Source organism: Streptococcus oralis subsp. oralis, from assembly GCF_002096445.1.
Lineage (GTDB): Bacteria > Bacillota > Bacilli > Lactobacillales > Streptococcaceae > Streptococcus > Streptococcus oralis_N.
Genome location: NZ_NCUK01000013.1, coordinates 578,666 through 591,522 on the forward strand (window position 1 = coordinate 578,666; position 12,857 = coordinate 591,522).

At 42.9% G+C, this 12,857-nt stretch carries 13 protein-coding genes; all 13 read left to right on the forward strand.

Annotated elements, in window-relative coordinates; genetic code table 11:
• The first annotated feature begins 36 nt into the window (after positions 1 to 36).
• The 13 genes from mutM (at position 37) to prsA (ending at position 12,842) form a co-directional block, all read left to right on the forward strand.
• A complete protein-coding gene (gene mutM, locus B7721_RS06195; RefSeq protein ID WP_084878078.1) occupies positions 37 to 861 on the forward strand; it encodes a DNA-formamidopyrimidine glycosylase in 825 nt (274 codons plus the stop codon).
• Positions 861 to 1,466 carry a dephospho-CoA kinase gene (gene coaE, locus B7721_RS06200; RefSeq protein ID WP_042902360.1) on the forward strand — a complete coding sequence of 202 codons (606 nt, stop codon included), beginning with the start codon at positions 861 to 863 and terminating at the stop codon, positions 1,464 to 1,466. The genes mutM and coaE overlap by 1 nt, the downstream gene beginning before the upstream one ends.
• Positions 1,453 to 2,652 carry a multidrug efflux MFS transporter gene (locus B7721_RS06205; protein ID WP_084878080.1) on the forward strand — a complete coding sequence of 400 codons (1,200 nt, stop codon included), beginning with the start codon at positions 1,453 to 1,455 and terminating at the stop codon, positions 2,650 to 2,652. Before coaE ends, B7721_RS06205 begins: the two co-directional genes overlap by 14 nt.
• A complete protein-coding gene (gene rpmG, locus B7721_RS06210; protein WP_007519517.1) occupies positions 2,652 to 2,801 on the forward strand; it encodes a 50S ribosomal protein L33 in 150 nt (49 codons plus the stop codon). The genes B7721_RS06205 and rpmG overlap by 1 nt, the downstream gene beginning before the upstream one ends.
• Positions 2,802 to 2,840: 39 nt before the next feature.
• Positions 2,841 to 3,074: a preprotein translocase subunit SecG gene (secG, locus tag B7721_RS06215; protein ID WP_000282517.1), complete on the forward strand. Its 234-nt coding sequence runs from the start codon at positions 2,841 to 2,843 to the stop codon at positions 3,072 to 3,074.
• A 203-nt stretch (positions 3,075 to 3,277) separates the two neighbouring features.
• Positions 3,278 to 5,632: a ribonuclease R gene (gene rnr / locus B7721_RS06220; RefSeq protein WP_084878082.1), complete on the forward strand. Its 2,355-nt coding sequence runs from the start codon at positions 3,278 to 3,280 to the stop codon at positions 5,630 to 5,632.
• Positions 5,595 to 6,062 carry an SsrA-binding protein SmpB gene (gene smpB / locus B7721_RS06225; RefSeq protein WP_001051743.1) on the forward strand — a complete coding sequence of 156 codons (468 nt, stop codon included), beginning with the start codon at positions 5,595 to 5,597 and terminating at the stop codon, positions 6,060 to 6,062. The genes rnr and smpB overlap by 38 nt, the downstream gene beginning before the upstream one ends.
• A 14-nt stretch (positions 6,063 to 6,076) precedes the next feature.
• Complete coding sequence (tehB, locus tag B7721_RS06230; RefSeq protein WP_084878083.1) at positions 6,077 to 6,937, forward strand: SAM-dependent methyltransferase TehB; 861 nt, start codon at positions 6,077 to 6,079, stop codon at positions 6,935 to 6,937.
• 178 nt (positions 6,938 to 7,115) lie between these two features.
• Entirely contained in the window at positions 7,116 to 8,264 is a 1,149-nt protein-coding gene (locus B7721_RS06235) for a PDDEXK family nuclease (protein WP_084878085.1), read from the forward strand.
• A 76-nt stretch (positions 8,265 to 8,340) separates the two neighbouring features.
• Positions 8,341 to 9,297, forward strand: coding sequence for a competence protein CoiA (locus B7721_RS06240; RefSeq protein WP_084878087.1), 957 nt, complete (start codon positions 8,341 to 8,343; stop codon positions 9,295 to 9,297).
• An 18-nt stretch (positions 9,298 to 9,315) separates the two neighbouring features.
• The gene (gene pepF, locus B7721_RS06245; RefSeq protein ID WP_084878089.1) at positions 9,316 to 11,118 is read left to right on the forward strand and encodes an oligoendopeptidase F; all 1,803 of its coding nucleotides are present in this window, start codon (positions 9,316 to 9,318) and stop codon (positions 11,116 to 11,118) included.
• A 1-nt stretch (position 11,119) separates the two neighbouring features.
• Entirely contained in the window at positions 11,120 to 11,833 is a 714-nt protein-coding gene (locus B7721_RS06250; RefSeq protein ID WP_084878091.1) for an O-methyltransferase, read from the forward strand.
• Between the two features lie 67 nt (positions 11,834 to 11,900).
• The gene (gene prsA, locus B7721_RS06255; protein WP_084878092.1) at positions 11,901 to 12,842 is read left to right on the forward strand and encodes a peptidylprolyl isomerase PrsA; all 942 of its coding nucleotides are present in this window, start codon (positions 11,901 to 11,903) and stop codon (positions 12,840 to 12,842) included.
• The last annotated feature ends 15 nt before the right edge of the window (positions 12,843 to 12,857 follow it).

The following is a 12,857-nucleotide window of genomic DNA, read 5'->3' on the forward strand; positions in this document are numbered from 1 at the left end:
TCATGCCTGCTTCTTGTTTTTACAGAAGGAGGATTTATGCCTGAATTACCAGAGGTTGAAACGGTTCGTCGTGGCTTAGAAAAATTGATCTTGGGAAAGAAGATTTCTAGCTTAGAGATTCGTTATCCCAAGATGATTAAGACAGATTTGGACGAGTTTCAAAGGGAAGTACCTGATCAGATTATCGAGTCAATGGGGCGTCGTGGAAAATATTTGCTTTTTTACCTGACAGACAAGGTATTGATTTCTCATCTGCGGATGGAGGGAAAGTATTTTTACTATCCAGACCAAGTTCCAGAACGTAAACACGCCCATGTTTTCTTCCATTTTGAGGATGGTGGCACTCTTGTATATGAGGATGTACGCAAGTTTGGTACCATGGAATTGCTGGTACCCGACCTTTTGGATGCCTACTTTATTTCTAAGAAACTAGGACCTGAGCCAAGAGAGCAGGACTTTGATTTGCAGGTCTTTCAAGCTGCCCTAGCCAAATCTAAAAAGCCAATCAAATCCCACCTCCTAGACCAAACCTTGGTGGCTGGTCTTGGCAATATCTATGTGGATGAGGTCCTCTGGCGAGCTCAGGTTCATCCAGCTAGACCTTCCCAGACTTTGACGGCAGAAGAAGCGTCAGCCATCCATGACCAGACCATTGCTGTTTTGGGTCAGGCTGTTGAAAAAGGCGGCTCCACAATTCGGACCTATACCAATGCCTTTGGGGAAGACGGAACCATGCAGGACTTCCATCAGGTCTATGATAAGACTGGACAAGCATGTTCGCGCTGTGGGACAGTGATTGAGAAATTCCAGCTCGGTGGAAGGGGCACTCATTTTTGTCCTCAGTGTCAAAGGAGGGGCTGATGGGAAAAATCATCGGAATCACAGGAGGAATTGCCTCAGGTAAGTCAACTGTGACAAATTTCCTAAGAGAGCAAGGTTTTCAAGTGGTTGATGCTGACGCAGTCGTCCACCAGCTACAAAAACCTGGAGAGCGCCTATATCAGGTCTTAGTTCAGCACTTTGGACAAAAAATAATCCTTGAAAATGGAGAACTCAATCGCCCTCTCCTGGCTAGTCTCATCTTTTCAAATCCTGAGGAGCAGGAATGGTCTAAACAAACCCAAGGAGAGATTATTCGTGAGGAATTGGCTGCACTGAGAGACCAGTTGGCTCAGACAGAAGCGATTTTTTTCATGGATATTCCCCTACTTTTTGAACAGGACTACAGTGCTTGGTTTGATGAAACGTGGCTGGTCTATGTGGACCGTGATGTTCAGGTGGAACGTTTCATGAAACGGGATTATCTTTCTAAGGAAGTAGCAGAGTCCCGTCTGGCAACCCAGTGGTCTTTAGAAGAAAAGAAAAAATTAGCGAGTCATATATTAGATAACAATGGCAGTCGTGATCAGCTTGTGACTCAAGTAGTGAAGTTACTTGAAGGAGGCGATAGCTGTGCAAGAGATTAGTTGGAAAGAGAATCTTCGTGTCGCCTGGTTCGGTAGTTTTCTAACGGGCGCCAGCATTTCCTTGGTCGTTCCTTTCATGCCCATCTTTGTAGAGCAGTTGGGAATCGAAAGGAATCAAGTAGCTTTCTATGCTGGATTAGCCATCTCAGTTTCGGCTGTTTCAGCAGCTCTAGTTTCTCCCATCTGGGGTATTCTAGCTGACAAGTACGGTCGAAAACCCATGATGATTCGAGCAGGTCTTGCCATGACCATTACCATGGGAGGTTTGGCCTTTGTTCCGAATATCTATTGGCTACTCTTTCTGCGCTTGCTCAATGGTGTATTTACTGGATTTGTCCCCAATGCAACAGCCTTGATCGCTAGTCAGGTACCCAAAGATAAGTCTGGCGCGGCTCTGGGGACTCTATCTACAGGTGTTGTTGCAGGAACATTGACGGGCCCCTTTGTTGGAGGCTTTATTGCTGAAATTTTTGGCATTCGTAATGTCTTTTTATTGGTAGGTGCTTTCTTATTTTTAGCTGCAATCCTGACTATTTTCTTTATCAAGGAAGATTTTCAACCAGTGGCTAAGGAGAAGGCTATCCCAACGAAAGAAGTATTTTCTTCTTTCAAGTATCCTAGGCTTTTAGTAAATCTGTTTTTGACGAGCTTCGTCATTCAATTTTCAGCTCAATCAATTGGCCCCATTTTAGCTCTCTATGTGCGGGACTTAGGGCAGACTGAGAATCTCCTCTTTGTATCAGGATTAATCGTATCCAGCATGGGATTTTCTAGCATGATGAGTGCTGGAATTCTAGGAAAACTTGGCGATAAGGTAGGGAATCATAGATTGTTAGTTGCAGCGCAGATTTATTCCGTCATCATTTACCTTCTTTGTGCCCATGCAACCAGCCCCCTTCAACTTGGCTTGTATCGTTTTCTCTTTGGTTTGGGAACGGGAGCTCTCATACCAGGTGTCAATGCGCTTCTTAGCAAAATGACTCCAAAATCAGGTATTTCAAGGATTTTCGCCTTCAACCAAGTCTTTTTTTACCTCGGTGGAGTGATTGGACCTATGGCGGGATCCGCAGTTGCAGGATATTTGGGCTACCATGCTGTCTTTTATGCGACAGCAGCCTGTGTGGCTTTCAGTTGTTTATGTAACTTAGTGCAATTTAGATCATTATTAAAAGTAAAGGAAATCTAGTGCGAGTAAAAATCAATCTCAAGTGCTCCTCTTGTGGCAGCATGAATTATCTAACCAGTAAGAACTCCAAAACCCATCCAGACAAGATTGAGGTGTTAAAATATTGTCCAAAGGAAAGAAAAGTAACTTTACATCTTGAATCTAAGTAGAATTTATGGTAAAATAATAGGGATTTTAAGGAGTTTGATATGTATAACCTATTATTAACCATTTTATTAGTATTATCTGTTGTGATTGTGATTGCGATTTTCATGCAACCAACTAAGAACCAATCCAGCAATGTATTTGATGCCAGCTCAGGTGATTTGTTTGAACGTAGTAAAGCGCGTGGTTTTGAAGCTGTGATGCAACGTTTGACAGGTATTTTAGTCTTTTTCTGGCTAGCCATTGCCTTAGCATTGACAGTATTATCAAGTAGATAAGAAATGGGCAGGACTAGGTCTTTGCCTATTTTTATTTTTATACTCTTCAAAAATCAAATTCAAACCACGTCAGCGTCGGCTTGTCGTACTCCAGTACTGCCTGCGCCTAGCTTTCTAGTTTGCTCTTTGATTTTTATTGAGTATTAAATGATGTTTGAGAAGGTCTTACAGTAAAAGAAAATTAAAGAATCTAGAAAGAAAACATGAAAGATAAAATTAAAGAATATTTGCAAGAGAAGGGGCGAGTGACGGTAAATGATCTTGCTCAGGCTCTCGGAAAGGATGGGTCCAAGGATTTCCGTGAGTTGATTAAAACTCTGTCTCTGATGGAAAGAAAGCACCAGATTCGTTTTGAAGATGATGGTAGTTTATGTCTGGACCAAAAGAAGAAACATGAAATTACCCTCAAAGGGATTTTTCATGCCCATAAAAACGGCTTTGGCTTTGTTACTCTAGAAGGGGAAGATGACGACCTTTTTGTAGGAAAAAACGATGTCAACTATGCCATTGATGGTGATACCGTAGAGGTGGTCATCAAGAAAGTCGCTGACCGCAACAAGGGAACTGCTGCAGAAGCCAAAATTATCGATATCCTAGAGCATAGCCTGACGACAGTTGTCGGGCAAATCGTTCTGGATCAGGAAAAGCCCAAGTATGCGGGCTACATCCGTTCAAAAAATCAGAAAATCAGCCAACCGATTTATGTGAAGAAACCGGCTATCAAGTTGGAAGGTACAGAGGTTCTCAAGGTCATTATCGACAAATACCCGAGTAAGAAACATGATTTCTTTGTCGCTAGTGTTCTCGATGTGGTCGGACACTCGACTGATGCTGGAATTGACGTTCTTGAAGTCTTGGAATCCATGGATATTGTTTCAGAATTTCCAGAAGCTGTTCTCAAGGAGGCGGAAAGTGTACCAGAAGCTCCGTCTCAAAAGGATATGGAAGATCGTCTGGACCTGAGAGATGAAATCACCTTTACCATTGACGGCGCGGATGCCAAGGACTTGGACGATGCGGTACACATCAAGCCTTTAAAGAATGGCAATATCGAACTCGGAGTTCACATCGCAGATGTTTCCTACTACGTGACTGAGGGTTCTGCCCTCGACAAGGAAGCCCTTAACCGCGCGACTTCTGTCTACGTGACAGACCGTGTGGTCCCAATGCTTCCAGAACGACTGTCAAATGGTATCTGCTCTCTCAATCCTCAAGTCGATCGCTTGACCCAGTCTGCCATTATGGAAATTGATAAACACGGTCGTGTAGTTAATTACACCATTACACAAACAGTGATCAAGACTAGTTTTCGTATGACCTATAGCGCTGTTAATGATATCTTAGCAGGTGACGAGGAAAAAAGACAAGAGTTTAAGAAAATTGTTCCTAGTATTGAACTCATGGCCAAGCTTCATGAAAGGCTAGAAAGCATGCGTGAGAAACGTGGTGCCCTTAATTTTGATACCAGTGAAGCAAAGATTCTAGTGGATAAAAAAGGCAAGCCTGTGGATATCGTCCTTCGTCAGCGTGGTGTTGCCGAGCGGATGATTGAGTCCTTCATGTTGATTGCTAATGAAACGGTTGCCGAGCACTTTAGCAAGCTGGATCTTCCTTTCATTTATCGGATTCACGAGGAGCCCAAGGCTGAAAAAGTTCAGAAGTTTATTGATTATGCTTCGAGCTTTGGTTTGCGGATTTATGGGACCGCCAGTGAGATTAGCCAGGAGGCGCTTCAAGACATCATGCGTGCTGTTGAGGGAGAACCCTATGCGGATGTATTGTCCATGATGCTTCTCCGATCCATGCAACAAGCTCGCTATTCAGAGCACAATCACGGTCACTATGGTCTTGCTGCTGATTATTACACTCACTTTACCAGCCCTATTCGCCGTTATCCAGACCTCCTTGTCCATCGAATGATTCGGGATTACGGCCGTTCTAAGGAAATAGCAGAGCATTTTGAGCAAGTGATTCCAGAGATTGCAACCCAGTCTTCCAATCGTGAGCGTCGTGCCATCGAGGCCGAGCGTGAAGTCGAAGCCATGAAAAAGGCTGAGTACATGGAAGAATACGTTGGTGAAGAGTACGATGCAGTTGTATCCAGCATCGTCAAGTTTGGTCTCTTTGTTGAATTGCCAAATACAGTCGAGGGCTTGATTCACATCACCAATCTACCTGAATTTTATCATTTCAACGAGCGTGACTTGACACTCCGTGGGGAGAAATCGGGCACAACCTTCCGTGTAGGACAGCAGATTCGCATTCGAGTTGAAAGAGCCGATAAGATGACAGGTGAGATTGACTTCTCTTATATCCCAAGTGAGTTTGATGTCATTGAAAAAGGCTTGAAACAAGCTGGTCGCAAAGAAAGAGGTCGTGCTTCAAGTCGTCGTTCAGACAAGAAGGAAGACAAGAGAAAATCAGGGCGCTCGAATGATAAGCATAAGCATTCACAAAAAGACAAGAAGAAAAAAGGCAAGAAACCTTTTTACAAAGAAGTAGCTAAGAAAGGAGCCAAGCATGGCAAAGGGCGAGGGAAAGGTCGTCGCACAAAATAAAAAAGCGCACCACGACTATACAATCGTAGATACGCTAGAGGCAGGAATGGTCCTGACAGGAACGGAAATCAAGAGCGTTCGAGCTGCTCGAATCAATCTCAAGGACGGCTTTGCCCAAGTAAAAAATGGGGAAGTCTGGCTGAGCAATGTTCATATTGCCCCTTACGAAGAGGGTAATATCTGGAACCAGGAACCAGAACGCCGTCGTAAACTTCTGCTCCATAAGAAGCAAATTCAAAAATTGGAACAGGAGACCAAAGGGACAGGAATGACCCTTGTTCCCCTCAAAGTCTATCTCAAAGATGGTTATGCTAAACTCCTTTTAGGACTTGCTAAAGGGAAACATGACTATGACAAACGGGAGTCAATCAAACGTCGTGAACAAAACCGCGACATCGCGCGTGTGATGAAAGCTGTCAACCAGCGTTAAGAAGAGGAAGTAAAATGGAAAAATTAATTGCCTATAAACGGATGCCCTTGTGGAATAAACAGACCATGCCTGAAGCAGTTCAGCAAAAGCACAATACCAAGGTAGGCACTTGGGGAAAAATTACTGTCTTGAAGGGGGCACTCAAGTTTATTGAGTTAACAGAAGATGGTGAGGTTCTAGCTGAGCACCTCTTTGAGGCAGGAGCAGACAATCCTATGGCACAACCGCAAGCCTGGCACCGAGTAGAGGCTGCCACTGATGATGTAGAATGGTACTTGGAATTTTATTGTAAACCTGAGGACTATTTCCCTAAGAAATACAATACTAATCCTGTTCATTCAGAGGTTCTAGAGGCTATGCAGACGGTGAAACCAGGAAGAGCCTTGGATTTGGGTTGTGGTCAGGGGCGTAACTCTCTCTTTCTCGCACAGAATGGTTTTGATGTGACAGCTGTGGATCAAAATGAATTGTCGCTTGAGATCTTGCAAAGCATCGTAGAGCAAGAGGATCTAGACATGCCTGTCGGACTTTATGATATCAATTCAGCCAGCATTAGCCAAGACTATGATTTCATCGTATCGACAGTTGTTCTGATGTTCCTACAAGCGGACCGCATTCCAGCTATTATCCAAAATATGCAGGAGCACACCACAGTCGGTGGCTATAATCTTATCGTCTGTGCCATGGATACAGAGGATTATCCTTGCTCGGTTAACTTCCCATTCACTTTTAAAGAAGGGGAGTTGGCGGACTACTACAAGGATTGGGAATTGGTCAAGTATAATGAAAACCCAGGACATCTGCACCGTCGTGATGAAAATGGCAATCGCATTCAACTACGCTTTGCGACTATGTTAGCCAAAAAAGTCAAGTAAATCAAACCTATACTAGCGAATAGAAATCACTTTGCAAGGTTTCTATTCGTTTTTGTTTGCGTTGGTTGATTGGGGCGAGCAGGATTTTATGCTATACTAGAAGTAGGAAAAGGTGAGCAGCAAATCTGTATTGCTGATACTCTCAGCGCAAGAAAGTCTTTATGATGGAGGTGGTCGAATGACGAGTCTTTTGGTGGAATTGTATGATCGGCATGTATTGGAAAAGAATGTCTACCAAGCCTTTATCAGTGATTGTGACGAGATTCTTTTTCTATCTTTGACGAAAATAAGCAATGAAGAGAAACTCTCTCTCCGTCAGTTTATCATGGATGAGGTGCCTCATATCCAACGAGTGACCTTTCGTCAGCTAACCTTAGAACAACTAGCGGATCAGTTAGATTATTGTCTAGCAGGCTATGACCAAGTCCTTCTCGATGTTTTTGGCGGAGATTCACTACTAGCCTTATCTCTCTATCAATATGGCTTGGATCGCCATCTCCCCATCGTTGCCATGGATGTCGAGCGAGGAAAACAATACAAGTGGGTAGCCGGTCAGTTAGAAAAAGAAGACATGGACATTCCAACCCTAAGCATCCAACAGCTGATAGCTTTACGTGGTGGAAAAATTCTCAAATCAAAACGCCCTATCCACTCAGTTAAGCAAATTGCAGCCATCAAAAAACTAGCCATCTCCGCCATTGCCAACCCTGCCCACTGGTATCAGGTGACCCAATTTTTCTCTCTAGCTAAAACCAATGACCTGCATGCTGAGACCGAAAAGATACTGGAAAACAACGGCAAGTATTATCACTACCCAGAATCCCTTATCCCTTTACTTGTGGAAGCGGGGATGCTTTGTATAGAAAGCGAAGGCAAGAAACGAGTAGCATACAGCTTTCCAAGTCAAGAAGCTCAAGTCTTTTGTCGCAACAAGGGGCATATTTTAGAGGTGTATCTCTATCTCTTGGCGCTTGAATCTCAGTTGTTTGATGAGTGCATGATAGGTGGTGAGATTGATTGGAATGGCATCTTTCCAGAGGCAGACAATGTTCAAAATGAGATTGATGTTATTCTGAGAAAGGGCCGCTCGATTACCTTTATCTCCTGCAAGATGACAGATTTATCAGTTGAAGCCATCAACGAACTAGAAGTCTACGCCAATCATTTTGCTGGGGAGAGTTGCCTCAAGTTGATTGTCTGTACGGGGAAAATCAATCCTGCTTATGCCAATCGTTGCCAGGAATATGGTGTGCTGGTCATTAGGAGTGAGCAGATTCCCAATCTCATTCCCATGCTGAAAAAATATTCTAAGAGACAAAAAAGATGAGAAATAATATCATGAAAGGCTGGAATTCCAGTCTTTTTTGCTTCTTTTTCGAATAGAAAAGAAAAGGAGGTAGACCATGTTTGTAGCTAGAGATGCCAAGGGGAATTTGGTGAATGCCCTTGAAAAAGATGTGACCAAGCAAGCTTATACTTGTCCAGCCTGTGGGGGCGGGCTACGATTACGCCAAGGACAGAGTATTCGAACGCACTTTGCCCATGAAAGTTTAAGAGATTGTATGGCCATTTTTGAAAATGAAAGTCCAGAACACTTAGGCAACAAAGAGGCCCTTTATCATTGGGCCAAGAAGGACAATCAGGTCGCCTTAGAATATAGTCTGCCCGAGATTCAGCAGATAGCAGATGTTCTCGTCAATGAGAAACTAGCTCTGGAGGTTCAGTGCAGTCCCTTGTCCCAAAAGCTTTTAGGCGATAGAAGTCAAGGATACCGCAGCCAGGGCTATCAGGTTATCTGGCTACTGGGAGAAAAACTCTGGTTAAAAGATCGATTAACACAATTGCAAAGGGGATTTCTCTATTTTAGTCAAAATATGGGTTTCTATGTTTGGGAACTAGATCTCAAAAAGCAAGTTTTGAGACTTAAATACCTTTTACATCAGGACCTACGTGGCAAACTTCATTTTCAGGTCAAGGAATTTCCCTATGGCCAAGGAAATCTCTTGGAAATCTTACGATTTCCTTATCAAAAACAAAAACTGCCTCGTTTTGCAGTCGTGCAAGATTCCACTATCTGTCACTACATTCGCCAGCAGTTGTACTACCAAACGCCTTACTGGATGAAAAAACAGGAGGAGGCTTATAAACTAGGAGACAATCTATTAAACCATCAACTAGATGACTGGTATCCTCAAGTCAAGCCGATAGAATCAGGAGATTTTTTGCAGATTGAAACGGATTTGGCTAGCTATTATAGAAATTTTCAGGCTTACTATCAAAAAAATCCGAAAAATAATCGCCAAAAGCTCTATCCACCAGCCTTTTATCACTTATATTTCTCAAAAAATGTGGTAAAATAGAAAGGATGGAGGAATCTTATGGTATTACAACGACATGAAATAAATGAAAAAGATACATGGGATCTTTCGACAATCTACCCAACAGACCAGGCTTGGGAAGAAGCCTTGAAAGATTTAACTGAAAAAGTACAAACAGCATCTCAGTATGAGGGGCATCTCTTGGACAGCGCAGACAGTTTGCTTGAGATTACAGAATTTTCACTTGACTTGGAACGCCAAGTTGAAAAGCTTTATGTCTATGCGCATATGAAAAATGACCAGGACACGCGTGAGGCCAAGTATCAAGAGTACTATGCTAAGGCAATGACCCTATACAGTCAGTTAGAACAAGCCTTTTCATTCTATGAACCTGAGTTTATGGAGATTAGCCAAGAGCAGTATGCGGCCTTCCTAGAAGCTCAACCAAAACTCCAAGTGTACAAGCACTTTTTTGACAAGCTCTTGCAAAAGAAAGACCATGTTCTTTCGCAACGTGAGGAAGAATTGCTTGCTGGAGCAGGAGAAATCTTTGGCGCTGCTAGTGAAACTTTCGCTATTTTGGACAATGCGGATATTAGCTTCCCATATGTGCTTGATGACGAAGGCAAGGAAGTGCAACTCTCACACGGTACTTACATCCGTTTGATGGAGTCTAAAAACCGTGAAGTGCGTCGTGGTGCCTATGAAGCCCTTTATGCGACTTACGAGCAATTCCAACACACTTATGCCAAGACCTTGCAGACAAATGTTAAGGTGCAAAACTACCGTGCCAAAGTTCGCAACTATAAGAGTGCTCGCCATGCAGCCCTCGCAGCCAATTTTGTTCCAGAAAGTGTCTATGACAATCTAGTAGCAGCAGTTCGCAAGCATTTGCCACTCTTGCATCGTTACCTTAACCTTCGTTCTAAAATCTTGGGAATTTCAGATCTCAAGATGTATGATGTCTACACACCACTCTCGTCAGTAGATTATAGCTTTACCTACGAAGAAGCCTTGAAAAAGGCAGAAGAAGCTTTGGCAGTTTTAGGTGACGACTACTTGAGCCGTGTTAAACGGGCCTTCAGTGAGCGTTGGATTGATGTCTATGAAAACCAAGGCAAGCGTTCTGGTGCCTACTCTGGTGGTTCTTACGATACCAATGCCTTTATGCTTCTCAACTGGCAGGACAATCTAGATAATCTCTTTACCCTTGTCCATGAAACAGGTCACAGTATGCACTCTAGCTATACTCGTGAAACCCAGCCTTATGTTTACGGAGATTATTCTATCTTCTTGGCGGAGATTGCCTCAACCACAAACGAAAATATCTTGACAGAGAAATTGTTGGAAGAAGTGGAAGACGACGCAACGCGCTTTGCTATTCTCAATAACTTCTTGGACGGTTTCCGTGGAACGGTCTTCCGTCAAACTCAATTCGCTGAGTTTGAACATGCCATTCATCAAGCTGATCAAAATGGAGAAGTCTTGACAAGTGATTTCCTCAATAAACTCTACGCGGACTTGAATCAAGAGTACTATGGACTCAGTAAGGAAGACAATCCTCAAATCCAATACGAGTGGGCCCGCATTCCTCACTTCTACTATAACTACTATGTGTATCAGTATTCAACAGGTTTTGCAGCCGCTTCAGCCTTAGCTGAAAAGATTGTCCATGGTAGTCCAGAAGATCGTGACCGCTATATCGACTATCTCAAAGCAGGTAAGTCAGACTATCCACTCAATGTTATGAGAAAAGCGGGTGTTGATATGGAAAAAGAAGACTATCTTAACGATGCCTTTGCAGTCTTTGAATGTCGCTTGAACGAGTTTGAAGCCCTTGTTGAAAAATTGGGACTAGCTTAAGATGGTAGAGTCTTATAGTAAAAACGCCAATCACAATATGCGCCGACCCGTCGTCAAGGAAGACATCGTAGAACTCATGCGCCAGCGTCAAAAGCAGGTGACAGGCTCCCTGAAAGAATTGGAGACCTTCGCTCGTAAGGAAAATATTCCCATTATTCCCCATGAAACGGTCGCGTATTTTCGATTTCTCATGGAGACCATACAGCCCAAGAACATTTTGGAAATTGGGACGGCTATCGGTTTTTCAGCACTCTTGATGGCGGAACATGCGCCAGATGCCAAGATTACAACCATTGACCGAAATCCAGAAATGATAGGCTTTGCCAAGGAAAACTTTGCCCAGTTTGACAGTCGTAAGCAAATCACTCTTTTAGAGGGAGATGCAGTCGATGTTTTATCCAGTCTGACAGAAACTTATGACTTTGTCTTTATGGATTCGGCCAAGTCAAAGTATATCGTCTTTCTGCCTGAAATCCTTAAACACTTGGAAGTTGGTGGAGTAGTCGTCTTGGATGATATTTTCCAAGGAGGAGATGTTGCCAAGGACATCATGGAAGTCCGCCGAGGTCAACGCACCATTTACCGAGGTTTGCAAAGACTTTTCGATGCAACTTTGGACAATCCAGGTCTAACAGTCACTCTAGTTCCACTTGGAGACGGCATTCTCATGCTACGAAAGAATCTAGCAGAAGTAGAGCTTCCTGAGAGCGAATGATTTTCAGAAAAATTTAAGAAATTATAGTAAAATAGATAAGGTAACACTTACCGTAAAAGGAGTAAAAATGAAGAAAAAACTTATGGCAGGAGCCATCACACTTTTATCAGTAGCAACACTTGCAGCTTGTTCAAACAGTTCTGAAGGAAAAGATTTGATCAGCATGAAGGGTGATGTGATTACAGAACAACAATTCTTTGAAGAAGTAAAGAATAATCCAACTGCGCAACAAGTCTTGCTCAATATGACCATCCAAAAAGTATTTGAACAACAATATGGATCAGAGGTAACGGATAAAGATGTGGATGACGCCGTTGCTGAAGAACAAAAGAAATACGGTGATAGCTATAACAGCGTGCTTCAACGTGCAGGTATGACTCCTGAAACTCGTAAAGCACAAATTCGTACAAGCAAATTGGTTGAATTGGCTGTTAAGAAGGCCGCTGAGAGCGAATTGACAGACGAAGCCTACCAAAAGGCTTTTGAGTCTTATACACCAGATGTAACAGCTCAAATCATTCGTATGGACAATGAAGACAAGGCAAAAGAAGTGCTTGAAAAAGCCAAAGCAGAAGGTGCGGATTTTGCTCAATTAGCAAAAGACAACTCTAACGACAACAAAACAAAAGAAAATGGTGGCGAAATCACTTTTGACTCTGCTTCTACAGAGCTTCCAGAACAAGTCAAGAAAGCAGCCTTTGCCTTGGATGTGAACGGGATTTCTGATGTGATTACAGCTACTGGAACACAAGCCTACAGCAGTCAGTTCTACATCATCAAAGTAACGAAGAAAACAGAAAAATCTTCTAATATAGAGGATTACAAAGAAAAATTGAAGACCATCATCTTGACTCAGAAACAAAATGATTCTGCCTATGTTCAAGGAATCATTGGTAAAGAATTGCAAGCTGCTAATATCAAGGTCAAAGACCAAGCCTTCCAAAACATCTTCACCCAATACATCGGTGGTGGTGACTCAAGCTCAAGCAGCAGCTCTTCATCTAACTAAGAAACAAAAAACAAA